This window comes from Bradyrhizobium sp. FW305-F6 (assembly GCF_058782905.1).
Genome location: NZ_JBYSYD010000005.1, coordinates 96750 through 122598, shown reverse-complemented (window position 1 = coordinate 122598; position 25849 = coordinate 96750). Strand labels below are relative to the sequence as shown.

The window sequence follows — 25849 nt, the reverse complement described above, 5'->3', positions numbered from 1 at the left end:
CCGACGCAGGTGGAATTCTGCATTTCAGATTTTTGCCCGCGGTGACCATGCCCGATCATCTCGCTGCTTTGCAACACATCTGCGCACGCGATTACCGCCTTTGGTGAATGATCCCGAAGCTGCCCGTTGCCTATATTTCCCGGACAAACAGTGCAAAGCGCGTCACGAGTGCGGCGCAATCGATCATCATGATGACGTCACAGCCAATGGGAACTTGATCATGGCCCGCCTGTCCGTCGCCTTCGCGCTTCTCTGCGGCCTCGTCGCGGGGGCCGCGACGTCGTTGGCCGACGACCGCAGTATCGTGCTTGCCACGACGACCGCGACGCAGGAGTCCGGTCTGCTCGACTATCTGCTGCCGATCTTCCGCGACAAGACCGGCATCGAGGTGACCGTGATCGCGCGGCGCGCCGACGAGGTGCTCGACGGGGCGCGACGGGGCGAGGTCGATGTCGTGCTGATGCACGCGCGGCCTGTGGAGGAGAAATTCGTCGCCGACGGGTTTGGCGTGAGACGCTACGACGTGATGTACACCGACTATGTGCTGATCGGGCCGAAGAGCGATCCCGCGGGTGTCAAGGGGAAGGACATCGCGACGGCGCTGAAGGCGATCGAAGCCAAGGGCGCGCCATTCGTAACGCGCGGCGATCGGTCAGGCACCCACGCCGCGGAACTCGCGCTCTGGATCGTCGCGGGGATCGACATCGCCGCCGCCAAGGGCGCCTGGTATCGCGAGGCCGGGCAGGGCATGGCCTCGGCGCTCCACGCAGCGCGCGCCGCAAATGCATATGTGCTGGCGGATCGCGGCAGCTGGATCGCCTTCAAAGATCGCGGCGATCTCGACATTGTCGTCGAAGGCGACAGGCGCCTGCTCAACCAGTACGGCGTGATGCTGGTGAACCCTGCGAAGTTCCCCAACGTGAAGAAGAACCTCGCGCAGGACTTCATCGACTGGCTGACATCGCCGGAAGGGCAGACGGCGATCGCCGGCTACAAGGTCGACGGGCAGCAGCTGTTCTTCCCCAATTCGGACAGGTCCGGCGGCTGAGTCCGGGATCGCCGACGGTTGCCAAAGCAGGCGATGCATGGTCCATCATGGCGCATGACCCAGCGCCTGCCGCCATCGCTGACGCCGCTCGACACCGCGCTCGCTGCATTGCTGCGAGGCGTTGATCCCGTCGCGCCGGTGGAGGTGCCGCTGGCGGACGCGATCGGCTGTATCGCGACGGGCACTCCGCTGCTCGCGGCCTGTCCGTCACGCGACGTTGCCGCCGCGGACGGCTGGGCGCTTTCCGCTAATGATCTCGTCGGCGCGTCCGCTTACGCGCCGCTGCTCCTGAAAGAAGTACCGCCGTGGGTCGAGGTCGGTGACGCGATGCCGGCGGGATGCGACTGCGTGCTCGATGCCGATGCCGTGGAGGTGTCGGGGCCGCTTGTCCAGGTGCTGGTGGATGGTGTGCCCGGACAGGGCGTCCGGCGTGCCGGCAACGACATCGCGGAAGGCACGCCGGCCGGCGCCGAGGGCCGTCCTATTGCTGCGGCCGATCTTCTGATTGCGCGCGTTGCGGGCCTGGACAAGCTTCGCATCAGGCGGCCGCGGCTGCGCATCGTCAACGTGCCGGGCGGAACGGCAACGATGCATATGATCGCCGGGATCGCGCGCGCTGCGGGACTGGACGTGGAGATGCGACAAGCTCGGGCACGCGATGACGCAGCGATCGCCGATGCGCTCGATGCGTCCTCTTGCGATCTCCTCCTGACGGTCGGCGGCAGCGGCGTCGGTCGCCGGGACGCTGTTATCACGGCCCTGGCCCAGCGCGGCGAGGTGATGGCGCACGGCCTTGCGCTGCAGCCGGGACGCACTGCCGCGGTCGGGCGGCTCGGGCAAGTTCCCGTCGTCGCCTTGCCCGGTTCGCCCGATTCCGCGCTCGCGACCTGGCTTGCGCTCGTGCTGCCGCTCGTCGATCGCCTGTCGGCACGTCGGCCGCGCCAACGCGTGATCTTGCCGCTTGCGCTTAAGATCGCATCCGGTGTCGGAATCGCCGAGGTCGCTTTGCTGGCCGAGGAACATCGTGCCTGGGTTCCGCTTGCCGTGGGCGAATGGCCGCTTCAGGCGATCGCCCGTGCGGATGCATGGCTACTGGTGTCCGCCAGCGACGAGGGATTTGCGGCGGGAACGCCGGTCGATGCCCATCCCATGCGGGCATGATATGGGTCGTGGCATGACGATGATCCCGAGATCACCACACCGCAGCGAGCTCGAACAGGAGCAGTTTCTCAAGATCCTCTCGCGCGAGGAGGCGCTGGCGCGCTTCGAGGCGGCCTTGTTCCCGCGCGCTCTTCTCAGCGAGAAGCGCAAGCTCGCTGCTGCTCTGGGCGCTGCGCTCGCCGAAGACATCACCGCACCGATCGATGTGCCGCCGTTCGACCGCTCCAATGTCGACGGCTTTGCCGTGCGTTCCGCCGATCTTGCGGTGGCCGGCGAAGGCAAGCCCGTTCGCCTGACGCTGAACGGCGAGACCATTCACTGCGGCACCGCGCCGACGCTTCAGGTGGCGGGCGGGACCGCGACGCCGATCGCAACTGGTGGTCCGCTGCCGCGCGGCGCCGATGCCGTCGTCATGGTCGAGCACACTCAGCCGGCCGGCTCGGAGGCGATCGATGTCCGTCGCGCCGTCTCGCCGGGGCAATTCGTCTCCTACGCCGGATCCGACATCGCGCGCGGCGAGGCGCTGCTGCGCGCCGGCACCATCATCGGCTCGCGCGAGATCGGCATGCTCGCGGCTTGCGGCATTGCCGAGGTGAGTGTCGCGCGCAAGCCGCGCGTCGCCGTGATCTCCACCGGCGACGAACTGGTCCAGCCCGGCCAGCCGCTCGGGCCAGCCGAGATCTACGACACCAACGGCGCCATCGTCGCGGCCGCCATCGACGAGAATGGTGGTGAGGCCGTCTTCCTCGGCGCTGTTCCCGACGATGAGGCCAGGCTCGAAGCTGCCATGCGCAACGCGCTTGCGGACGCCGACATGCTGGTGCTATCGGGCGGCACCTCGAAAGGCGCGGGCGATCTCTCCCATCGCATCATCGGGCGGCTCGGTGCGCCGGGCATCATTGCGCATGGCGTTGCGCTCAAGCCCGGCAAGCCGCTGTGCCTTGCGGTGTGCGACGGCAAGCCGGTGGTGATCCTGCCGGGTTTTCCGACCTCGGCGATGTTCACCTTCCATGACATGATCGTGCCGGTGCTGCGCAGGATGGCCGGCCTGCCGCCTCGCTCCGATGCCAGGGTGAACGCGACCGTGCCGGTGCGCATCGCCTCCGAGCTCGGCCGCACCGAGTTCGTCATGGTCTCGCTGGTCGAAGGCAGGGATGGCCTGATCGCCTATCCCTCCGGCAAAGGCTCCGGTGCGATCACGTCATTCGCACAGGCCGACGGATTCCTTCGCATCGATGCGCTGGCTGACCAAATGCCGGCCGGGACCGAAACCGAGGTGACGCTGTTCACGCCGCATGTGCGCGTGCCCGATCTCGTCATCGTCGGCAGCCATTGCACCGGCCTCGATCTCGTCACCGCGCAGCTCGCGCATGCTGGCCTGACCGTGCGCACGATCGCCATCGGCAGCCTCGGAGGATTGGCGGCGGCCAAGCGCGGCGAGTGCGACCTCGCGCCGATCCACCTGTTCGACGACAAGAGCGAGACCTACAACGCGCCTTATCTCGTCGATGGGCTTGAACTCGTGCCGGGCTGGCGGCGGATGCAGGGCATCGTCTTCCGCAAGGGCGACACTCGCTTCGAGGGTCTCAGTGCGAAGGACGCGGTTGCCGCAGGACTCGCCGACCCTGCCTGCATCATGGTGAATCGCAATCAGGGCGCCGGTACGCGCATTCTGATCGATCGCCTGCTCGCCGGCGCGCGTCCGGAAGGCTATTGGAACCAGCCGCGTTCGCACAATGCGGTCGCCGCGGCCGTCGCGCAGCACCGCGCCGATTGGGGCATGACCATTGCGCCGGTTGCCCACGCGGCCGGCCTCGGCTTCATTCCCTTCGCGGAGGAGCATTATGACTTCGCGCTGGTAACGGCGCGCAAGGACCGGCCGGCCGTGCGGGCCTTTCTCGACGCGCTTGGCTCGGCCGCGGCGCGCGTGGCACTAGAGCGCGCGGGTTTCCGGCCCGCGTAGAGACCAGTTCTCGTTCAAGACGTCATGAACTTGTGCGACCGCCGCCGCGACCAAGCAGCATGAGCCAAGCCATGACTGCGTCCACACCCCTCAATTTCCGCAAGTTTGCTGCCCTCGTCGCGGCGACGGGGACGCTGTTCTGGCTCTACACCTTCTACCACATCGCGAATGTCCCGCCCGGGGACGGCACTGGCTTTCAATGGCTGGCCGTCTTCCCGCTCGGCATGGTGTTCGGCCTGTTCTTCCTGCCGGCCTGGTTGCTGGTGGCGATCGGCCGACTGCCGCGGTTCAGCATTGTCGTCGGCCTCTGTGGCCTGATCGCCTTCGCGATCATCTGGGCGCAGCTGCTCAACGAGTTCCCGAAATCGTGAGATCGCTAGAAGGCGTCGTCGAGTGCCGCGAGCCGCTCCGCCTCGGCGATATCCTCGACCGTGTTGGCGTTGAAGAACGGATCGAGCGGCTCGGTAGGCCATGTCACCGTCGCCAGCCGATAGCGCGCGGTCCAGCGGTCGATCTTGCGGAGGTCTTCGACCACGAGCGCGTGGCGCAGCTCCTCGCGCAAGGCGACGCGCCACAGCCCGATCACCGGATGCGACTGCTCGCCTGACGCGGCCACCGCAAGCTGCGCGTTCTCGCCCGCGCGCGCCTCGTGCAGCCGCGCGACGAGATCGCGCGGCAGGAACGGACAGTCGCCGGCGGCGCTGAGCACCCACTCGATTTCCGGCCGGTTCGCCGCGCTCCAATCCAGCGCCGCGAGGATGCCGGCGAGCGGGCCCGGGAAGTCCGGGACGTCGTCAGCGACGACTTGCAGGCCAAACGCGGCAAAGCGGACGGGATCGCCGTTGGCGTTGAGGATCAGCCCGCTGCACTGGGGCGACAGGCGCGCGATGACGCGCTCCAGAATAGTGCGTCCACCGATGCTGCGCATCGGCTTGTCGCCGCCGCCCATGCGCCGTGCGAGGCCGCCGGCCAGCAGCACGCCGAGAGTCGGCGGAACATGCGTGGTTGGAATCCTAGTCGTCACCGCTTTCGCCCTTGCGCTTGTGCTTGGCCGATTCCTCCTCGACGTAAGCGAGGTTCTGGTCGTAGACGATGCGCTCCTCGCCTGCGAGTGCGAGAAAGCGCTTGCCGCGGGTGCGCCCGACCAGCGTCAGCCCGACCTGCCTCGCGAGATCGACGCCCCAGGCGGTGAAGCCGGAGCGCGACACCAGGATTGGAATGCCCATGCGCACGGTCTTGATCACCATCTCGGAGGTGAGGCGTCCCGTGGTGTAGAGGATCTTGTCGGACGCGTCGACGCCGTGGCGGTACATCCAGCCTGCGATCTTGTCGACGGCGTTGTGGCGGCCGACGTCCTCGGTGTAGCAGAGCGGGGTGCCCTCCTTGCACAGCACGCAGCCGTGGATCGCGCCGGCCTCGAGATAGAGCGAGGGCATGGTGTTGATGGTCTGCGTCATTTGGTAGAGCCAGGAGGTGCGCAGCTCGGCCTTGGGCAGTGCGACGCTCTCGACGGCCTCCAGCAGGTCGCCAAAGGCGGTGCCTTGCGCGCAGCCCGAAGTTTGCGTGCGCTTCTTCAGCTTGGCCTCGAAATTGGTGTGGTGCGAGGTGCGCACGACCACCACCTGGAGGTCGTCGTCGTACTCGACCTCGGTGACCACGTCGTTATATTTCAGCATGTTCTGGTTCAGCAGATAGCCGAGCGCGAGATATTCCGGATAGTCGCCGATCGTCATCATGGTGACGATCTCCTGCGCATTCAGGTAGAGCGTCAGTGGCCGCTCCATCGGCACCTTGATCTCGACCTTGGTGCCGGTCTGGTCTGTGCCGGTCACGCTCTGGGTCAGGCGGGGGTCGTCCGGATTGGGGACGATCAGGGACACCGGGGCTTTGTCGATCTTCATCATGGCCGCGACGTTAGCATGACATTCGGGTCAAGCCGATATAAGCATGCTCAAGACGATAGAGAAGGCGGTTCCGGTCGCGGGGTGCGACTGGCGGAGATCGAACAGTTATGAAGGTCATCGGCCTTGCGGGCTGGAGCGGTGCGGGCAAGACCACGCTGTTGACGCGGCTGATCCCGCATTTCAACGCGCAGGGCCTGCGCGTCTCCGTGATCAAGCATGCGCATCATCAGTTCGACGTCGACGTGCCAGGCAAGGATTCCTGGCGCCATCGCGAGGCCGGTGCGGCGGAGGTGCTGGTGGCTTCGTCGAACCGCTGGGCGCTGATGCATGAGCTGCGCGGGGCGGCGGAGCCGCGGCTGCCGGAACTGCTCGACAAGCTCTCGGCGGTCGATCTCGTCGTGGTCGAGGGATTCAAGCGCGAGCCGCATCGCAAGATCGAGGTGCATCGTGCGGGCAATGACAAGCCGCTGCTGTTTCCGGACGATCCCGGCATTGCCGGGATTGCGAGCGACGTCGCGATTGACACAAGGCTGCCGACTGTCCATCTGGACGACATCGCGGCTGCCGCGGCCTTGATGTTGCGTGCGGCGATGCCGGTCGAGGAAGCTTTGGCCAGAAGCGCCGCGATACGCTGACGAGGCACCATGGCGCAACTCTCGGACGATTGCTTTGCCTTCGGCGGCCCGATGATGTCGGTCGACGAAGCCGTTGGCCTCATCACGACCCGCGTCAACGCGATTGCCGACATCGAGACGGTGGCGCTGGTCGAGGGCGACGGACGCGTGCTCGCGGGCGATGTGGCGGCGCCTTTGCCGCTGCCGCCGTTCACCAACTCCGCCGTCGATGGTTACGCCGTGCGCAACGCCGACCTTCCGGCAAGCGCGGAGCAGGCGTTCTCGCTGGACGGCCGCATTCAGGCCGGCGGCCTTGCGCAAACGCCGATCAAGCCCGGCCACACTGTGCGTATCTTCACCGGCGCGCCGATGCCGCCGGATGCGGAGACCGTCTTCATGCAGGAGGACGTCCGCGTCGATGCTTCAGGCAGGATCGTCTTGCCGCCGGGGCTAAAGCGTGGGGCCAATGTTCGTCCCGCTGGCGAGGACATTCCGCATGGTCACGTCGCGCTCCGCGCCGGCCAGCGCCTGCGACCGCAGCACGTCGCGCTTGCCGCAGCGTTCGGCCTGACCAGGCTAGACGTCGTCAGGCGCATCCGTGTCGCCGTGTTCTCGACAGGCGACGAACTGGCGTCACCCGGCGAGCCGCGCGCAGCCTCGCAGCTATTCGATTCCAACCGCTTCATGCTGCTGGCGATGCTGCGGCGGCTCGGCTGCGAGATTAGTGATCTTGGTATTCTCCGCGACGAGCGCACCTCGCTCGCGAGCGGCCTGAAGCAGGTTGCAGGCAGCCACGACCTGGTCCTCACCACCGGCGGTGTCTCGACCGGGGAGGAGGACCACGTCAAGGCTGCGGTTGAGAGCATCGGCTCGCTGGTGCTGTGGCGGATGGCGATCAAGCCGGGCCGGCCCGTGGCGATGGGCATCATCGACGGCACGCCGCTGATCGGACTTCCCGGCAATCCGGTCGCGAGCTTCGTGACATTCGTCCACGTGGTGCGACCGACGGTGTTGGCGCTGTCTGGCGCCTTGCCGGAGCCGCTCTTGCCCATCCCGGTGCGTGCGGCGTTTGCCTACAAGAAGAAGGCCGGCCGGCGCGAATATGTGCGCGCATCGCTGCGGCGCGCGCAGGACGGCGGGCTCGAGGCGGTCAAGTTCCCGCGCGAAGGGGCAGGGCTGCTGTCTTCGCTGGTGGAGACCGACGGCCTCGTCGAACTCGTCGAGGACATCACGAATGTCGAGCCTGGGCAGGACGTTGGCTTCCTGTCCTACGCCAGCCTGATCTGATCCCGTCTAACGTTGACGCAGCCGCCCCGTCTCGCCATGGTGCCGCGATGAGCAGGACGACACTCGATCTCACCGGGCTGAAATGCCCTCTGCCGGCGCTCAAGACCCGCAAGGCGCTCAAGCCGCTTAAGGCAGGGGACCAGCTCGAGGTTCACTGCACCGATCCGCTCTCGGTCATCGATATTCCCAATCTGATCCGCGAGACCGGCGACAAGGTCGAGATCACCGAGCGCAACGAGGCGCGCATCGTGTTCCTGGTCGAAAAGAGCGGCGTCGCGTAGCAGGGCGAATGTTGGCAGCGGCCACCCTTGCGCTCCGCGGCTGAGGCGAAGTCGATAGGACTTCGCAATCGCAGCATGGGACGCCTTTATTGATCTCCCGCTCAATTCGGGCTTCGCTCGGCCAGATGGTCGAACGCAGGGTCGTGTCCGGGTCAGATCTGGGAGCGCTCCATTGAGCTGTGCCGCGTAACCGCTTCCGCGAGCATAATAAATGATCTTGGCATCTGGCATGCCAGAGTTTAGAAGTGGAGCCGTTCTACGAGACGAGATCGAGGCGAATCGATGAGCCATGAGGACGTGCACAAGGTCCGCTCCTTCGAGCATCCCGGTGAGGGGCGCCGACGCGCCAAGGCCACCCCGAAAGGACGGCAGGTCGATCCGACCGCCGCTCACGAGATCGAGCTCTTGCTCGGCGACAGGCCGCGGCGGCGCGATCTCCTGATCGAATATCTGCACCTGATCCAGGACGAGTACCACCAGATCTCGGCTGCGCATCTGGCTGCGCTCGCCGACGAGATGAAGCTAGCCTTCGCCGAAGTGTTCGAGACCGCGACCTTCTATGCGCATTTCGACGTGGTGAAGGAAGGCGAGCTGGACATCGCGCCGCTGACGATCCGCGTCTGCGATTCGCTGACTTGCGCAATGCTTGGCGGCGAGAAACTGCTCGAGGATTTGCAGAGCGCATCGGGGCCCGGCATCCGCGTCGTGCGCGCCCCCTGCGTCGGCCGCTGCGATACTGCGCCGGCCGCGGAAGTCGGGCACAATTTCGTCGATCATGCCACTGTCGCGAACGTGATGGCCGCCGCGAAAGCCGGCGACACGCACGCCCATCTGCCCAGCTATGTCGGTTACGACGCCTATGTCGCCGGCGGCGGCTACAAGCTGCTGGGCCGGCTGCGCGCGGGCGAACTCTCGACGGACAACCTTTTGAAGTCGCTCGACGACGCCTCGCTGCGCGGGCTCGGTGGCGCCGGCTTCCCGACGGGTCGCAAATGGCGCGCGGTGCTCGGCGAACCCGGGCCGCGGCTGATGGCAATCAACGGCGACGAGGGCGAGCCCGGCACGTTCAAGGACCGCTATTATCTCGAAACCGATCCGCATCGCTTCATCGAGGGCATGCTGATCGGCGCGCATGTGGTGCAGGCGAGCGACGTCTACATCTATCTGCGCGACGAATATCCGGCCTCGCGCGAGATCCTCCAGCGCGAGATCGCCAAGCTGCCGCCGGGTGGGCCGACGTTGCACCTGCGCCGCGGCGCCGGCGCTTATATCTGCGGCGAGGAATCCTCGCTGCTGGAAAGCATCGAAGGCAAGCGCGGCCTGCCCCGGCACAAGCCGCCTTATCCGTTCCAGGTCGGCCTGTTCGGCCTGCCGACGCTGATCAACAACATCGAGACGCTGTGGTGGGTGCGCGACATCGTCGAGAAGGGCGCCGACTGGTGGAAGGGCCATGGCCGGCACGAGCGGCACGGCTTGCGCAGCTTCTCGGTCTCGGGCCGCGTCAGGGATCCCGGCATGAAGCTCGCGCCCGCCGGCATCACCGTGCGTGAGCTGATCGACGAATATTGCGGCGGCATGGCCGAGGGCCATCGGTTCTACGCCTATCTGCCAGGCGGTGCGTCCGGCGGCATCCTGCCGGCGTCGATGGACGACATCCCGCTCGATTTCGGCACGCTGGAGAAATACGGCTGCTTCATCGGCTCGGCTGCGATCGTGATCCTGTCTCACAAGGACAGCGTGCGCGCGGCAGCATTGAACCTGATGAAGTTCTTCGAGGACGAGAGCTGCGGCCAGTGCACGCCATGCCGTGTCGGGACGCAGAAGGCGGCGCTGCTGATGCAGAAGCCGGTCTGGAACCGTGCCTTGCTGGAAGAATTGAGCCAGGCGATGCGCGATGCCTCGATCTGCGGGCTCGGACAGGCGGCATCGAATCCGCTGTCCTCCGTGATCAAATATTTCCCCGACGAGTTCAAGGAAGCGGCCGAATGACCAAGATTACGTTCGAGCTCGACGGCAAGCAGGTCGAGGCCAGCGCAGGCGAGACGATCTGGCAGGTGGCCAAGCGTCAGGGCCGCGAGATTCCGCATCTGTGCTATTCGCCGGCGCCGGACTATCGCCCCGACGGCAATTGCCGCGCCTGCATGGTCGAGATCGAGGGCGAGCGGGTTCTTGCCGCATCGTGCAAGCGCACGCCCTCGGTCGGCATGAAGGTGAAGACCGAGAGCGCGCGTGCGGTGTCCGCGCAGAAGATGGTGATGGAGCTGCTCGTCGCCGACCAGCCGGCGCGCGAGACCAGCCACGATCCGGAGTCGAAATTCTGGCACTGGGCCGAGACCACGGGCGTCACCGAAAGCCGCTTCCCCGCCGCCGAACGCTGGACCACCGACGCCAGTCATCCGGCGATGCGCGTCAATCTCGATGCCTGCATCCAGTGCGGCCTGTGCGTGCGCGCCTGCCGCGAGGTCCAGGTCAACGACGTCATCGGCATGGCCTACCGCAATCACGGTTCGAAGATCGTGTTCGACTTCGACGATCCCATGGGCGAGTCCACTTGCGTCGCCTGCGGTGAATGCGTGCAAGCCTGTCCGACCGGCGCGCTCATGCCGGCCGTGATGCTCGACGACAAGCAGATCCGCGTGACCTATGCCGACAGGAAGGTCGACTCGCTCTGCCCGTTCTGCGGCGTCGGCTGCCAGGTCACCTACGAGGTCAAGGATGAGAAGGTGATCTATGCGGAAGGCCGTGACGGTCCCGCCAATCACAATCGGCTCTGCGTCAAGGGCCGCTTCGGCTTCGACTACATCCACCATCCGCATCGCCTGACCAAGCCGCTGGTGCGGCTGCCGAACGCGAAGAAGGATGCCAACGACCAGGTTGATCCGGCCAATCCGTTCACGCATTTCCGCGAAGCAAGCTGGGAAGAGGCGCTCGATATTGCTGCCAAGGGCCTGGTCAAGATCCGCGACGAGAAGGGCGTAAAGGCGCTGGCCGGCTTCGGCTCGGCCAAGGGCTCGAACGAAGAGGCGTATTTGTTCCAGAAGCTGGTGCGCACCGGCTTCGGCTCCAATAACGTCGACCACTGCACCCGTTTGTGCCACGCCTCGTCGGTGGCAGCGCTGTTCGAAGGCCTGAGCTCGGGCGCGGTGTCGGCGCCGTTCGCAGCCGCCATGGACGCCGAGGTCATCATCGTGATCGGCGCCAACCCGACCGTGAACCACCCGGTCGCGGCGACGTTCATCAAGAACGCCGTCAAGCAGAACGGCGCAAAACTGTTCGTGATGGATCCGCGCCGGCAGACGCTGTCGCGCCACGCGACCAGGCATCTGCAGTTCAAGCCCGGCTCCGACGTCGCCATGCTGAACGCGATGATCAACACGATCATCACGGAGGGCCTGACCGACGACCAGTATATCGCCGGCTACACCGAAGGTTTTGAGGACCTCAAGGAGAAGATCAAGGAATTCACGCCGGAGAAGATGGAGCCGATCTGCGGCATCCCGGCGGAGACGCTGCGCGAAGTGGCGCGGACCTATGCGCGGGCAAAATCGTCGATCATCTTCTGGGGCATGGGCATCAGCCAGCACGTCCACGGCACCGACAATGCGCGCTGCCTGATCGCGCTGGCGCTGATCACCGGCCAGGTCGGCCGTCCCGGCACCGGCTTGCATCCGCTGCGTGGCCAGAACAACGTGCAAGGAGCGTCCGACGCCGGCCTCATTCCCATGTTCCTGCCGGATTACCAGCCGGTCGGTCGCGACGATCTGCGCGGCAGCTTCGAAAAGCTTTGGCAGCAGGATCTCGATCCCGTCCGCGGCCTGACCGTGGTCGAGATCATGAACGCGATCCATGCCGGCGAGATCAAGGGCATGTATATCGAGGGCGAGAACCCCGCGATGTCCGATCCCGATCTCCAGCATGCCCGCCAGGCGCTCGCCATGCTGGATCACCTCGTGGTGCAGGATCTGTTCGTCACCGAGACAGCGTTTCATGCCGACGTGATCCTGCCGGCCTCGGCCTTCGCGGAGAAGGAGGGCTCCTTCACCAACACCGACCGCCGCGTGCAACTGGCGCGCCAGGTGGTCAAGCCGCCGGGCGACGCGCGGCAGGATCTCTGGATCATCCAGGAGATCGGCAAGCGCATGGGCCTGCCGTGGAATTATTCCGGTCCCGGCGACGTCTTCACCGAGATGGCGCAGCTGATGCCGTCGCTGAAGAACATCACGTGGGAGCGCCTGGTGCGCGAAGGCGCGGTAACCTATCCGGTCGATGCGCCGGACAAGCCTGGCAATGAGATCATCTTCACCACGGGCTTCCCGACCGCGAGCGGCCGCGGCAAGATCGTGCCGGCCAAGGTGATCCCGCCGGACGAGATTCCGGACGATGAATATCCGATGGTGCTGTCGACCGGGCGCGTGCTGGAGCACTGGCACACCGGCTCGATGACGCGCCGCGCCCAGGTGCTCGACCAGATCGAGCCGGAGGCGGTCGCCTTCATGTCGCCGAAGGACATGCGCAGGAAGCAGCTCGCGCCGGGGGATTTCATCCGCCTGGAGACGCGCCGCGGCGCGGTCGAGGTCAAGGTCCGCTCCGACCGCGACGTGCCGGAGAACATGGTGTTCATGCCGTTCTGCTACGCCGAGGCGGCCGCAAACCTGCTCACCAATCCGGCGCTCGATCCGTTCGGCAAGATCCCGGAGTTCAAGTTCTGCGCGGCACGGGCCGAGCGCGCCGAGATGCGGGACGCGGCGGAGTAGCGGGCCTCGTCGTCATCGCACACGAGGCCACACAAGCCGCTGTCATTCCCCGCGAAGCCGGGGAATCCGGTACACTTTCGCTCCTCGCCATGGCGGTGGTAGATATGGCCCATGTCCAAAGTCACCCCCGCCACACGCGCACTCACGGCCGCCGGCGTCGCCTTCACCGTTCATGCCTACGACTATGATCCCGACGCCGAAAGTATTGGCCTCCAAGCCGCCGCCGCGCTCGGTGAGGACCCCGCGCGGGTCCTGAAGACGCTGATGGCGCAGGTCGACGGCAAGCCGGTCTGCGTGGTCGTTCCCTCCGACCAGGAAGTCTCGATGAAGAAGTTGGCGGCGGCGGCGGGCGGCAAGTCGGCGCAGATGATGAAGCCGCCCGAGGCGGAACGCAGCACCGGTTACAAGGTCGGCGGCATCAGCCCGTTCGGCCAGCGCAAGCAGGTCGGCACCGTGATCGAGCAGAGCGCGCTGGCGCATGACCTCGTCTATCTCAACGGCGGTCAGCGCGGACTGCAGATCCGGCTGAAGCCGGCCGATGTCCGGGATGTCCTCAAGGCGGTCGTGGCGGATGTACTGGCGTGACGGCGACGGAGCTAGATCGTGAAGTGGCCGCTTCTGCTGTGGCTAGCGGTTCTGCTCGGCATTGGCCACCCGGCCGAGGCGCATCAGGTCAACCTCGTCACGGCACGCGTGGCGCTGACCGCCGAACGCATTGTGAAGGTCGAGCTCGGATTGAAGGGCAGCGATGTCGACCGGCTGGTCGGCGCGAGGACATATGACGCAAAGCAGGACGCGGTCGATCCCGCGGCGGTCGAAGCGGCCGGCGCCGCAATCCTAGCCTATTTCCATACGCATATGGCCGTGACGGGGGGCGGCTCCGCCTGTGCGCCGGGCAACGCTGCGATTCTGCCCGATGGTGACGGCATCATCTATCGCAACAGCTTTGCTTGCGCGAGCATGGCCGGCGATATCGTCTATCGCTCCACCGTGCTGACTGAAAAGGACAAGGCCGCGCGTCAGGTCGTGCTGGTTGCGCAGGGCAGGTCCGAGACGCAGGCCTTGCTCGACGCGGACAACATCACGGTCACGCTCTCGAAGGAGCCACCGTCGCTGGCCTCGACCATGTGGCGCTATCTCCTGACCGGCATCGAGCATATCTTCCTCGGTTACGATCACGTGGCATTCTTGGCCGCAATCGTGCTATGGGCGCGCCGGCTGATGCCGGTCGTCAAGATCGTCACGGCCTTCACCGTCGCTCACTCCCTGACATTGTCGCTCGCGGCGTTGAATGTCCTGGTCGTCCCGAGCCGCATCGTGGAGCCGGCGATCGCGGCCTCGATCATGTTTGTGGCGGTCGAGAACTTCTTCTCGCGCGACGTCGACAAGCGCTGGCGCCTTGCTTTCCTGTTCGGCTTGATTCACGGCTTCGGCTTTGCCGGCGTGCTTCGGGAGATCGGCCTGCCGACGGATGCGATCGTCCCGGCGCTCGCCGCCTTCAACCTCGGCGTCGAGATCGGGCAGGTCGCGATCGTCGCCGTCGCGTTGCAGATCCTCCGTCTTGCCGATCGATGGAGCGCCGGCCGGTCGGAACCGGTGAGGGCGGCAGGGCTGGTATACGCACTGTCCGCGCTCATCGGCCTGCTCGGCGGGTATTGGCTGTTCGCACGCGTCTTCGAAGCTTGAGGTCGAGCGGCGCTGCCGGACCAGCTTCATCTCTTCAGCGGTCGCCTGCATCCGTCACAACCGCAGCCCCATGGCTCTTTCCCGTTATCCACCCTTGTCTTCGTTCGCGAGCGCTGTATAGAAATGGAATAGAAATAGAATAACGTTCTGTTAGATAGAACAATCAGGGCAGGGGAAGGAACGATGGAATCCGAACGCGCCCGGCCGGACGAAGGCTCCCCGGTGCCATTTACTCCCGATGCCGTGATCGCAGCGTTCAGGACGATCCCTGATTTGCTCGCCCGCGACGAGGCGCTCACTGCCCGCGGCCGCTGGCTCGATGTCGATTGCCTGCTCGGCCCGAGCCCCCAGCCATTCCACCTCGCCATTCGGGCCGGCCGAATCGTGGATATGGTGCCGGCGCCGGTGCTGATGCGCTCCTGGCGATTCTCCTATCGCGCGACGCCTGCAGCTCTCGCCGCGTTCTGGCAACCGATGCCGCCGGCGGGCTGGCACGATCTGCTGGCGCTGACCAAGCGCGGGCAGGCGACCCTCGAAGGCGATCTGCATCCCTTCATGACGCATCTCCAGTACTTCAAGGATCTCCTGGCGCTGCCCCGGCAGAACGGGTTTGGAGGTGCGTCATGAACGGCTTCATCGAGCCGATCGCCGGGCGCTATGTGCATGTCGACATCGATGGCGAACTCCATAGGATCTATTTCGAGGAGAACGGCAGTGGCGTCCCCCTCGTCTGTCTTCACACCGCCGGCTCCGACGCACGGCAGTGGCGCCATCTACTCGTGGACGACGAATTTACCAGGCACTTCCGCGTCATCGCCTTCGACATGCCCTGGCACGGCAAGTCCAATCCGCCGGAGAGCCAATATGGCAACGAGTATCGGCTGACCACCGCAAGCTATACGGCGACGATCCGGGCGTTTTGCAATGCGCTTGGGCTGGAGCGGCCGGTGGTGATGGGTTGCTCGATCGGCGGTCGCATTGTGCTCAATCTCGCCATAGAGCACGCCCGGGAGTTTCGTGCTCTGATCGGGCTCGAGGCCGCGGACTTCCAGCAGCCCTGGTACGACACGAACTGGCTGAACCGGCCCGATGTTCACGGCGGCGAGGTCTGCGCCGCGCTTGTCTCGGGTCTGATCGCGCCGGGCGGTCCCGAGGCTGCGCGCGCGGAGACGCTCTGGGGCTACAAGCAGGGTGGCCCGGGCGTCTTCAAGGGCGATCTCTATTTTTATCGCGTCGATGGCGATCTGCGCGGACGGACCGGCAGTATCGACGTCAATGCGTGCCCGCTTTATCTGCTGACCGGCGAGTACGATTTCTCCTGCACGCCGGAGGACACACTGCGGACCGCCGCCAACATTCCCGGCGCGAAAGCCATCGTGATGGAGCGGCTCGGTCATTTTCCGATGAGCGAAAACCCCGTGCAGTTCCGCCGCTACATCGCGCCGGTGCTGCAGGACATCCTCGATAAGCACAAGTCGTAAAAGGGAGGCATATGTTATGAAGTTGCGTTGGATGATCGCGGCCGTTCTGGCTGCACAAACGGGCAGCGTGACCGCGGCCGACAATGTCATCAGGATCGGCGTCCTCAACGACCAATCCGGCGTTTTCGCCGACAATGGCGGGCGCGGCTCGGTCGCTGCTGCCAAGCTGGCAGCGGAAGATTTCGGCAACGAACTGCTCGGCAAGAAGATCGAGATCGTTTCGGCCGACCATCAGAACAAGCCGGACATCGCATCGGCGACTGCGCGCAAATGGTTCGACAATGAGGGCGTCGACATGATCGCGGACGGCGCAGCCTCCTCGGCCGGCTTTGCCATTCTGGAAGTCGCGAAGCAGAAGAACAAGATTTTCGTCATTTCGGGTCCGGGCTCGTCGGATTTCACTGGAAAGTCCTGCTCGCCGGTCAGCTTCCACTTCAACTACGACACCTATGCGCTGTCGAAGCTGACCAGCGACGCGATCACGCGGGCCGGCGGCAAGACCTGGTACTTCGTGACCGCCGACTACGCCTTTGGCCACGCGCTTCAGCGCGATGCGACGAAGTTCATCGAGGCCGCCAGCGGCAAGGTGATCGGCTCGGCTGCGCATCCGCTCGGCACTGCGGACTTTGCGTCCTTTCTGCTGCAGGCGCAGGGATCGAAGGCAGACGTGGTTGGCCTTGCGACGTCGGGCGCGGACGTGCAGACCGCGATCAAGCAGGCGGGTGAGTTCGGCATCGTCGAGGGTGGCCAGAAGCTCGCCGGCCTGCTGGTCTTCATCACCGACGTGAATTCGCTCGGCCTGAAGGTCACCCAAGGCCTGCAGGTGACGACCTCGTTCTACTGGGATCTCAACGAGCAGACCCGCGCCTGGTCGAAGCGCTACGCGGCGCTGATGGACGGCAAGGTCGCGAGCATGGTGCAGGCCGGCGTCTACAGCGGTGTCCATCATTACCTCGCAGCCGTGAAGGCGGCCGGTACCACCGATGCAACGGCCGTTGCCGCCAAGATGCACGAGCTGAAGGTCAACGACATGTACAACAAGGACGTTGCGGTCCGCCCGGACGGGCGCGTGCTGCACATGATGCATCTGGTACAGGTGAAGAAGCCGGAGGAGTCCAAGTACAAGTTCGACTATTACCGGGTTGTCAGCTCGAAGCCGGGCGAAGAGGTGTTTCGTCCCATGAGCGAAGGCGGCTGCCCGCTGGTAAAGTAACTGCGCCGGCCGGCCGGGATCGAGTCCCGGCCGGCTGCTTAACTTCGAGGAGCGTTAAGGAATGTCTGGTTCGATTGGGTTCATCGGTCTTGGCGTCATGGGAGAGCCGATCTGCCGCAACCTGTTGCGCAGGAGCGGCCGGCTGGTCCTTGCGTTCGATCTTGCCGCGGAGCCTTTGGCGCGGATCGTGGCCGATGGAGCGACGGCGGCGAAGTCGATCGGGGATCTCGTCGCCGGCGTACAAACGATCTTCCTGTGCCTGCCCAGCGCCAAGCACGTGATGTCGGTGTTTGAGAGCATCTTGCCAGGGATCAAGCCCGGTCAGATCGTGATCGATCTCGGCACGTCCGACGTCGGCCTGACCCGTTCCTTCGCCAAGCAGCTCGCGGACAAGAGCGCGCTTTGGATCGATGCGCCGATCGCGCGCACCCGACAGGCGGCGCAGGACGGCACGCTCAGCGTCATGGTCGGTGCGACGACCGAGCAGTTCGCCGTAGTCGAGCCGCTGATCCGGCATTTTGCGACCGACGTCACGCTCTGTGGCGAAACAGGCGCGGGGCAAGTGACGAAGATCCTCAACAACATGGTGCTGTTCGAGACCGTGAATGCGCTGGCGGAGGCCGTCGCGATTGCCAAGCACAGTGGCGTCGAGCCAAAGCTGCTGCTGGACACGCTGTCCAAGGGGTCGGCGGACAGTTTTGCCCTGCGCAATCACGGTATGAAGGCGATCGTCGCCGAGGAGTTTCCGCTGCGCGCGTTCTCGACGGAATATGCCATGAAGGATCTCTCCTATGCGCTCGAGCTCGGCGCGCAGGCGGGGCTTAACCTGAGGGGGGCAGCGCTGATGCGCACGATCTTCCAGGAGACGATCGACAAGGGCTTGGGTGATGCGTATTTTCCGGTCATCGCAAAGCTCATCGATCCCTCCGGATTTCCGCAATAGGAGACCCCATGCCTTCGCCCGGCGTCGCAGCCGTCGACCGCGCTCTAAGTATCCTGGCGGCTTTCGAGGACGCGCCGGAGCCGATGACGTTGGCGGAGCTCGCCCGGCGCACCAAGATGTACAAGAGCACGCTGTTGCGGCTGATGACGTCGCTTCAGGAATTCGGCTATCTCGTGCAGTTCGCCGACGGTCGCTATCATCTCGGTCCGACGCCGTTCCGGCTCGGGGCGGTCTACCAGCGCAGCAATAATCTGCATGATCGCGTGATGCCGCTGTTGCGCCAACTCGTGGCCGACGGCACCGAGAGCCCTTCGTTCCACGTCCGGCATGATGCCAAACGCCGGCTGTGCGTCTTCCGCGTCGATTCCCGGCATTCGACCCTCGACCGGGTCGAGGCCGGCATGCTGCTGCCGCTCGACCGCGGCGCGGCCGGACGGGTCATCCTCGCCTTCGACGGCGAGAAGAGGGGCGGCTACGACGAGATTCGAGAAGGCTGCATCGCGCTGTCCTTTGGGGAGCGGGATCCCGATTGCGCCGGGCTGGCCTGCCCGGTGTTCGGTCCTGGCGGCAAATGCGCCGGCGCCTTGTCGCTGTCGGGGCCCAAGCCGCGCTTCACGCGCGACAACATCAAAACGATGACGTCGCTGTTGCTGAGAGCCGCCATCCGCCTGACGCGGGCGTTGGGCGGTCCGACCGAGCTGCTCGACAAGGCTCTGCCGGCGCCGGCTGAAGACGCGCGTCCCGCCCGCAGGGCGAAGCGCTAGGCGCTTACTGCTTCTGCAAAAGCTTCAGCCGGCAGCGCAGCGCCTCGCTTATATGCGCGCGCGCGAGTTGCTCGGCTCTGTCGCCGTCGCGCGCGGCGATGGCGTCGATGATGGCGCGATGCTCGTCGTGGCTGGTCGAGGGACGCCCCGATACGGTGAATGTGGTCGGGCCGAGCAGGGCGATCCAGTCCTGCAATTCCCGTGAGGCGTTGTCGAGATAGCGGTTGCGCGCGGCGCGGCAGACGGCCTCGTGAAAGGCGCGGTTGAGCCTCGCCATGTCGGCCGTATTGCTCGCGGGCGCCTCCACGAAGGCCTGCTCGATATCCCTGAGCGCATCGATCTCGGTTGGTGAGGCGTGCGCGGCGGCGAGGCGCGCGGCGGCGCCTTCCATGATCTCGCGCATGGCGTAGAGCTCCAGCACCTCGGAAATATCGAGATTGCGGACGATCAGCCCACGACCGCCGGCCGGCGCGACGAAGCCGCGCGCGGCGAGCCGGCCCAGCGCCTCCCTCACCGGCGTGCGGCTGACCTTCAGCCGCTGGGCGACCTCCTCCTCGCGCAGGCGGTCGCCGGCGCGGTAGCTGCCGGCCTGGAGCGCCTCGCACAGCGAGCGAAACACGGCCTCGCCGAGCGCAACGTCGCCGCGCAAGATCCTTCCGCCTGAGTTCGCCGGGCGTCTGGCCATCGTCCCTCGATGCGTATCCTGCCCATGCAGAGATGCCGCTTGCACGGTCGCTGTATATCTTTGTATACAAAAGTACGCAATGGCCGTCGAGGCATCGAGGCCGCCTGCAGAAAGAATGTCTCCAATTTAGCCGTAGCGGGCAACGGTATGAGCAGCAAATACGATGTGCTGGTGATCGGCGGCGGCAACGCGGCGCTGTGCGCAGCGATCAGCGCGCGGCGCGGGGGCGCTTCGGTACTGGTGCTCGAAGGGGCGCCAAAGTTCTATCGCGGCGGCAACACCCGCCACACCCGCAACATGCGCTGTGCCCATGACGCCGCGACCGAAATCCTCACCGGCCCCTACACGGAGGAGGAGTTTTGGGAGGACCTGCTGCGCGTGACTGGCGGGCAGACCGACGAGGTGCTCGCCCGCCACATGATCCGGGAGTCCAAGGACATCCTGAACTGGATCGTGGAGCAGGGTGTGCGGTGGCAGCCCTCGCTCGGCGGCACCCTCAGTCTCGGCCGCACCAATTCGTTTTTTCTTGGCGGCGGTCGGGCGATGCTGAATGCGTTGTATCTCACAGCGGAACGGCTCGGGGTCGACGTCGAATACGACGCCGAGGTCACCGATCTCCTGATCGAGGACAGCATGTTTCTGGCCGCGCGCCTCAAGCGGCCGATCAACGGCAAGACCGAGATCCGCGCCGGTGCGCTGGTGGCCGCCGCCGGCGGATTCGAGGCCAACATCGAATGGCTGAAGCAATATTGGGGTGAGGCGGCAGACAATTTCCTGATTCGCGGGACGCCGTATAATCGCGGCTCGATTCTCAAGATGCTGCTCGCCAAGGGCGTGCAGGAGGTCGGCGATCCCACCCAGTGCCATGCGGTCGCGATCGACGCCCGCGCGCCGAAATTCGACGGCGGCATCATCACCCGACATGACTCGGTCGTGTTCGGTATCGTCGTCAACAAGCACGCCCAGCGCTTCTACGACGAGGGCGAGGACATCTGGCCGAAGCGCTACGCGATCTGGGGCCGGCTGGTCGCGGCGCAACCGGACCAGATCGCCTACATCATCTTCGATTCCACAGTCGTCACCAGCTTCATGCCGACGCTGTTTCCGCCGATCGCCGGGCAGACGGTGGCGGAACTCGCCGCCAAGCTCGCGCTCGATCCGGTCGCGCTGGAGAAGACCATCACCGAATTCAACGCGGCGGTGCGGCCCGGGACCTTCGACCACACCATTCTCGACGATTGCGTGACGGAAGGCATTACGCCGCCCAAGACGCACTGGGCGCGCAAGATCGAAACGCCGCCTTATCTCGCCTATCCGGTTCGGCCCGGCATCACCTTCACCTATCTCGGCACGCGGGTGAACAAGGAGGCGCGGATGCTGATGGCGGACGGCAAGCCGTCCGCCAACATGTATGCGGCCGGCGAGATCATGGCCGGCAACGTGCTCGGCAAAGGCTATGCGGCCGGCATGGGTATGACCATCGGCAGCGTCTTCGGGCGGATCGCAGGACGGGAAGCGGCGAAACATGCACGGAACTAGGATTTTGGATGAAGCCGACCGTCTGATGACGGTCTGCAATTCCTGCCGATATTGCGAGGGACTGTGCGCAGTGTTTCCGGCGATGGAGATGCGACGGGCTTTCTCGGACGGCGATCTCAACTATCTCGCTAATCTCTGCCATTCCTGCGGCGCCTGCTACGTCGACTGCCAGTTTGCGCCGCCGCATGAGTTCAACGTGAATGTCCCGAAGACGCTTGCGGTCGCGCGTGCGGAATCATACGCGACCTATGCTTGGCCGCAGGTGCTGTCCGGTGCCTTCGCGCGTAACGGCCTCGTCATCAGCATTGTCGCAGCGCTCAGCATGGCAGCTTTCATCCTCGGCTTCGCAGCGCTGAATGATCACAGCGTGCTGTTCGGCGTGCACAAAGGGCCCGGCGCGTTCTACAAACTGATGCCGCATAACACCATGGCCGCGCTGTTCGGCGCCGCGTTTCTCTACGCCGTTTTCGCAGTGATCATGGGTGTGCGCGCCTTCTGGCGCGACATCGGCGCGCCCATCGGCGGCCGCGCGGACGGCGGCTCGATCTTTCAGACGATCCGCGACGCTGGCGAACTGCGCTATCTCCACGGCGGCGGTGTCGGCTGCTATAACGAGGACGACAAGCCCACGGACCGGCGCAAGCTCTATCACCACCTGACGTTTTACGGCTTCCTGCTGTGCTTCGCGGCGACGTCAGTGGCCACGCTGTATCACTATCTGCTCGGCCGCGAAGCGCCCTATCCGTGGTGGGACCTGCCGGTGGTGCTCGGTACGCTTGGCGGCATCGGCCTGATCGTCGGGCCGATCGGCCTGTTCACGGCCAAGATGAGGCGCAATCCGGCGCTGCTCGACGAGTTCAGCTACGGCATGGATGTCGGCTTCATCGTCATGCTGTTCCTGACCGGGCTCACCGGGATGCTGCTGCTGGTGCTGCGCGAGACCGCCGCGATGGGACCGCTGCTGGCGCTGCATCTCGGCGCGGTGTTCGCGTTATTCGTCACCATGCCCTACGGCAAGTTCGTGCATGGCATCTATCGCTTCGCAGCGCTGGTGCGCTATGCGCAGGAGCGACGGACGGCGGTGTGACCCGCGCGTCGCCCGTCTCCAAACCTCTTACGCCACCTCGCGCTCCGGCGCTGACGCCTGCTCGCGCGCCATCGCCGTCGACGTGACATAGTCGGTCTTGCCGGTGCCGAGCAGCGGCACCTTGTCGACCACCATGATCGCCGCGGGCACCGTCAGCTCGGAGGCGCCGATCGCCTTCGCCTGGGCCTGCATCGCGCTGCGCTCGGCGTTCTTCTCCGTGGTCAGCAGCACGATGCGCTCGCCCTTGCGCTGGTCGGGGATCGCGACCGCGACCGAGGCGGCCTGCGGCCATAGCGACGCAGCGATGGCTTCGACGGCGGACAGCGAGACCATTTCGCCCGCGATCTTGGCAAAGCGCTTGGCGCGGCCCTTGATGGTGATGAAGCCGGCAGCGTCGATCGACACGATGTCGCCGGTGTCGTGCCAGCCCTCGGGCAGCACTTCGAGCACGCCGGGATTTTCGGCCCTGAGGTAACCGAGCATCACGTTCGGGCCACGCACCGACAGGCGACCGCCTTCCTCGATGCCGGGGACTGGATCGAGCCGGCTTTCCATCAACGGCGAGAGGCGGCCGACGGTGCCGGGACGGTTGGCCATCGGCGTGTTCATGGCGAGCACGGGCGCGGTCTCGGTGACGCCGTAGCCTTCGAGAATGCGAATGCCGTAGCGCTCCATGAACACTTGCCGCGTGCGGTCCTTGACCGCCTCGGCGCCGGCGATCACGAGGCGCAGGGTGCGGAAGTCGTAAGCGTGCGCCGAGCGGGCGTAGCCGGTGAGGAACGTGTCGGTGCCGAACAGGATGGTCGCGCCGGTCTGGTAGATCAGCTCGGGCACGATCCGATAATGCAGCGGCGAGGGATACATGTAGATCGGAATGCCCGCCAGCATCGGCATCATCATGCCCCCGGTCAGCCCGAACGAGTGGAACACCGGCAGCACGTTGAACACCTTGTCGTTGGCGTTGGCATCGACCCGCGCCAGCGCCTGCGCCGCGTTGGCGAGGATGTTGCGGTGGGACAGCACGACGCCCTTGGGCGTGCCTTCGGAGCCCGACGTGAACAGCACGACGGCCGGGTCGTTCGGCTGGCGCGCGACGCGCGGCGCGGTGCCGGCGAGCAGGCCCTTGATCTTGTCGGCGGTACCGATCGAGGCGCGGACGTCCTCGAGATAGACGACGCGCGCCTCCGCGGAGATTGCGGTCATCAGCTTGTCGAGCTTGCCCTTCTCGATGAAGGCTTTCGAGGTCAGCACGGTCTTGACCTGCGCAGCCTTCATGGCGGCGAGCACGTTGACCGGACCGGCCGAGAAGTTCAGCATCGCCGGCACCCGGCCGATGTTCTGCAGCGCCATGAACACGACGGCAACGCCCGCCGAGTTCGGCAGCAGCACGCCGACATTCTCTCCGATTGCGGTGCCGCTTTCCAGCTTGCGGCTCAGGACCTGCGCGCCGAGGATCAGCTTGCGATAGGTCAGCTTGGTCCCGAGCGCGTCCTCGATGATGACCTTGCCGGTGTCGCGGTCGCGATAGGCGTGTCCGAGCGCTTCGAACAGCGTGTGATCGAGCATGGCGTTCTTCACGAGCGCATCGATCATGACGTCCTGCAGCGCGGCGCCGGCGGCATTGCGGCGCGCCTTGCCCTTCAGCGTCTCATCGACGGGGAGCTTGACGGGCGGCAGGATGGTGACCGTGACCCGCGGAAACCAGGATCGCTTGATCTGGCTGGAGTTGAGATAGCTGAGATAGGAGCGCTGTGCGCCTTCGATCCGGACCGGCACCACGACGGCATCGGCCTTGTCTGCGATCATCGCGGTGCCGTCATACACCTTCATGAGCGACCCCGAGACCGTGATGCGCCCTTCCGGGAAGATCACGACCGGCTCGCCGGATGCGACCAGCTTGATCAGGTCGCGCGCGGCCAGCGGCTTGGTCGGGTCCATGGTGTAATGCTTGACCGCACGCAGGAACGGCTTGGCCCACCAGGCCTTGGCGATGCCGGTGTCGACTGCAAAGCTCGCGTCGATCGGCAGCACAGCGTGCAGCAGCGGGCCGTCGACCAAGCTGACGTGGTTGGGCGCGATCAGCATGCGCGTGCCGGGAGGCGGCAGGTTTTCGAGCCCCCGCACTTCGGTACGGAAAAGGGCGCGGAACAGAAGCCCGCCGGCATCGCGCACGCCTTCCTTCCCCCACTTGGTCAGCACGAACCAGACCGCGCCGAAGCTGGCAATCCCGAGTCCGAAGAAGATCCAGCCGATATGAAGGCCGGCCGCCTGCAGCAGCGCGACGAACAGCGAGCCGACCACCATGAAGGCGGCCTGCAGCACGTTGCCGGCGGCGATGATGCGGGCGCGTTCGGACGGTTGCGACCAGGCCTGGACCGCGGCAAAGGACGGCACGACGAACAGGCCGCCGCCGAATGCGAAGGCGACGAAGTCGGCCAGCATGCGCAGGCCGGCGAACGAGGTCGCAAAGCTCAGCGCGGTGATGTCCTGCCCCTTGGCGGTGACGCCGATGGCCCAGGCGAGATCGATGCCGGCAAAGCCCATGATGATGGCGCCGATCGGCACCAACGCGAGGTTGGGGCGGACATGGCTGAGGCTTGCGGCAAACAGCGAGCCGATCGCAATACCGATCGCGAAGATGGCAAGGCACAACGTCACCACGCCCTCGGTGCCGCCGACCACCTCCTTGATCAGCGCCGGCAGCAGCGACAACACGATGGCGCCCACCAGCCAGAACCAGGAGACGATCACGGTGCCGTCCCACAGCCGGCGGTCGGCGTAGAGCGTCCTGAGCAGGCCGAGCGTCGAGGTCCAGGGATTGGCATCGACGCGCAGGTCGGGCGCGGAGGGCGTCGTCTGCGGAATGCGAGCGGCGAACGCCCAGGACAACAGCGCCAGCGCGACCACGGCCGAGGCGACCCAGCCCATATGCGTCGAGCCGGCCACGAACTGGCCGCCGGCGACGGTGCCGAGCAGGATCGCCATGAAGGTCGCACCTTCAACCAGTGCGTTGCCGGTCGCGAGCTCGCCGAGCTCGAGCTGGTCCGGCAGCATGGCGTATTTGACCGGGCCGAACAGGGCGGCGATGGTGCCGAACAGCGCGAGCGCGGCGAACAGCAGCGGCACCGAATGCAGGAAAAAGCCGGCGGCGGCAAAGCAGGCGGCGAAGATCTCGACGAATTTGAGCCGCCTTGCGACGACGGATTTGACGTATTTGTCGGCGAGCTGGCCGCCGAGGCCGGACAGGATGAAATAGGGGAAGATGAAGACGGCGCCTGCGACCGTCACCAAGGCATCGCCGTGGCTCGTCGCCGCGCTGTAAAGCAGGATGATGACGAGTGCGTTCTTGAGCACATTGTCATTGAGCGCCGAGAAAAATTGCGCCCAGAACAGCGGCGCGAAGCGGCGTGACGACATCAATTCCCTGATCATGACTAGT

General features: G+C 65.6%; 22 protein-coding genes. 18 read left to right on the top strand and 4 right to left on the bottom strand.

Annotation, left to right across the window (positions count from 1 at the left end):
- Positions 1–220 precede the first annotated feature (220 nt).
- The 4 genes from AC3WLX_RS28665 (at position 221) to AC3WLX_RS28650 (ending at position 4543) form a co-directional block, all read left to right on the top strand.
- Complete coding sequence (locus tag AC3WLX_RS28665; RefSeq protein WP_492338504.1) at positions 221–1048, top strand: ABC transporter substrate-binding protein; 828 nt, start codon at positions 221–223, stop codon at positions 1046–1048.
- Positions 1049–1102: 54 nt separating this feature from the next.
- Positions 1103–2209 carry a molybdopterin-binding protein gene (locus AC3WLX_RS28660; protein WP_492338503.1) on the top strand — a complete coding sequence of 369 codons (1107 nt, stop codon included), beginning with the start codon at positions 1103–1105 and terminating at the stop codon, positions 2207–2209.
- A 13-nt stretch (positions 2210–2222) separates the two neighbouring features.
- Positions 2223–4172, top strand: a complete 1950-nt coding sequence (locus AC3WLX_RS28655) for a molybdopterin biosynthesis protein (RefSeq protein ID WP_492338502.1) — start codon at positions 2223–2225, stop codon at positions 4170–4172.
- A 71-nt stretch (positions 4173–4243) separates the two neighbouring features.
- A complete protein-coding gene (locus AC3WLX_RS28650; protein ID WP_291619315.1) occupies positions 4244–4543 on the top strand; it encodes a hypothetical protein in 300 nt (99 codons plus the stop codon).
- 5 nt (positions 4544–4548) lie between these two features.
- Here the strand turns inward: AC3WLX_RS28650 and mobA are convergent, their stop codons facing one another.
- Positions 4549–5184 carry a molybdenum cofactor guanylyltransferase MobA gene (mobA, locus tag AC3WLX_RS28645; protein WP_291619344.1) on the bottom strand — a complete coding sequence of 212 codons (636 nt, stop codon included), beginning with the start codon at positions 5182–5184 and terminating at the stop codon, positions 4549–4551.
- A gap of 1 nt (position 5185) precedes the next feature.
- Positions 5186–6076, bottom strand: a complete 891-nt coding sequence (locus AC3WLX_RS28640; protein ID WP_492338501.1) for a formate dehydrogenase accessory sulfurtransferase FdhD — start codon at positions 6074–6076, stop codon at positions 5186–5188.
- A gap of 107 nt (positions 6077–6183) precedes the next feature.
- On the opposite strand from AC3WLX_RS28640, the gene mobB reads away from it, so the two are divergent.
- From mobB to AC3WLX_RS28580, 12 genes are all read left to right on the top strand, one after another.
- The gene (gene mobB / locus AC3WLX_RS28635) at positions 6184–6711 is read left to right on the top strand and encodes a molybdopterin-guanine dinucleotide biosynthesis protein B (protein ID WP_492338500.1); all 528 of its coding nucleotides are present in this window, start codon (positions 6184–6186) and stop codon (positions 6709–6711) included.
- Between the two features lie 9 nt (positions 6712–6720).
- Positions 6721–7977 carry a molybdopterin molybdotransferase MoeA gene (locus AC3WLX_RS28630; RefSeq protein ID WP_492338499.1) on the top strand — a complete coding sequence of 419 codons (1257 nt, stop codon included), beginning with the start codon at positions 6721–6723 and terminating at the stop codon, positions 7975–7977.
- Between the two features lie 47 nt (positions 7978–8024).
- A complete protein-coding gene (locus AC3WLX_RS28625; RefSeq protein ID WP_492338498.1) occupies positions 8025–8258 on the top strand; it encodes a sulfurtransferase TusA family protein in 234 nt (77 codons plus the stop codon).
- A 282-nt stretch (positions 8259–8540) separates the two neighbouring features.
- Complete coding sequence (locus AC3WLX_RS28620) at positions 8541–10247, top strand: NADH-ubiquinone oxidoreductase-F iron-sulfur binding region domain-containing protein (protein ID WP_492338497.1); 1707 nt, start codon at positions 8541–8543, stop codon at positions 10245–10247.
- Positions 10244–13012, top strand: a complete 2769-nt coding sequence (gene fdhF / locus AC3WLX_RS28615; protein WP_492338496.1) for a formate dehydrogenase subunit alpha — start codon at positions 10244–10246, stop codon at positions 13010–13012. Before AC3WLX_RS28620 ends, fdhF begins: the two co-directional genes overlap by 4 nt.
- Positions 13013–13123: 111 nt before the next feature.
- Positions 13124–13597 (top strand): Cys-tRNA(Pro) deacylase, encoded by a 474-nt coding sequence (gene ybaK / locus AC3WLX_RS28610; protein WP_492338495.1) that lies wholly within the window; start codon positions 13124–13126, stop codon positions 13595–13597.
- An 18-nt stretch (positions 13598–13615) separates the two neighbouring features.
- Positions 13616–14698 carry a HupE/UreJ family protein gene (locus AC3WLX_RS28605; RefSeq protein ID WP_492338494.1) on the top strand — a complete coding sequence of 361 codons (1083 nt, stop codon included), beginning with the start codon at positions 13616–13618 and terminating at the stop codon, positions 14696–14698.
- A gap of 183 nt (positions 14699–14881) precedes the next feature.
- Positions 14882–15325 (top strand): hypothetical protein, encoded by a 444-nt coding sequence (locus tag AC3WLX_RS28600; protein ID WP_492338493.1) that lies wholly within the window; start codon positions 14882–14884, stop codon positions 15323–15325.
- Entirely contained in the window at positions 15322–16179 is an 858-nt protein-coding gene (locus AC3WLX_RS28595) for an alpha/beta fold hydrolase (protein WP_492338492.1), read from the top strand. The genes AC3WLX_RS28600 and AC3WLX_RS28595 overlap by 4 nt, the downstream gene beginning before the upstream one ends.
- 16 nt (positions 16180–16195) lie before the next feature.
- On the top strand, positions 16196–17392 hold the full coding sequence (locus AC3WLX_RS28590) for an ABC transporter substrate-binding protein (protein WP_492338491.1): 1197 nt from the start codon (positions 16196–16198) through the stop codon (positions 17390–17392).
- 61 nt (positions 17393–17453) lie between these two features.
- Positions 17454–18335 carry an NAD(P)-dependent oxidoreductase gene (locus AC3WLX_RS28585; RefSeq protein ID WP_492338490.1) on the top strand — a complete coding sequence of 294 codons (882 nt, stop codon included), beginning with the start codon at positions 17454–17456 and terminating at the stop codon, positions 18333–18335.
- Positions 18336–18343: 8 nt separating this feature from the next.
- Positions 18344–19099 carry an IclR family transcriptional regulator gene (locus AC3WLX_RS28580; RefSeq protein WP_492338489.1) on the top strand — a complete coding sequence of 252 codons (756 nt, stop codon included), beginning with the start codon at positions 18344–18346 and terminating at the stop codon, positions 19097–19099.
- A gap of 4 nt (positions 19100–19103) precedes the next feature.
- Here AC3WLX_RS28580 and AC3WLX_RS28575 read toward each other — a convergent pair whose 3' ends face one another.
- Complete coding sequence (locus tag AC3WLX_RS28575) at positions 19104–19784, bottom strand: GntR family transcriptional regulator (RefSeq protein WP_492338488.1); 681 nt, start codon at positions 19782–19784, stop codon at positions 19104–19106.
- A gap of 147 nt (positions 19785–19931) precedes the next feature.
- Here AC3WLX_RS28575 and tcuA point away from each other — a divergent pair, with 147 nt between their 5' ends.
- Both tcuA and tcuB read left to right on the top strand, forming a co-directional pair.
- Entirely contained in the window at positions 19932–21323 is a 1392-nt protein-coding gene (gene tcuA, locus AC3WLX_RS28570) for an FAD-dependent tricarballylate dehydrogenase TcuA (protein WP_492338487.1), read from the top strand.
- Positions 21310–22410 (top strand): tricarballylate utilization 4Fe-4S protein TcuB, encoded by a 1101-nt coding sequence (tcuB, locus tag AC3WLX_RS28565; protein ID WP_492338486.1) that lies wholly within the window; start codon positions 21310–21312, stop codon positions 22408–22410. Before tcuA ends, tcuB begins: the two co-directional genes overlap by 14 nt.
- 27 nt (positions 22411–22437) lie before the next feature.
- Here the strand turns inward: tcuB and AC3WLX_RS28560 are convergent, their stop codons facing one another.
- Positions 22438–25842 (bottom strand): acyl-[ACP]--phospholipid O-acyltransferase, encoded by a 3405-nt coding sequence (locus tag AC3WLX_RS28560; protein WP_492338485.1) that lies wholly within the window; start codon positions 25840–25842, stop codon positions 22438–22440.
- Positions 25843–25849: the final 7 nt, after the last annotated feature.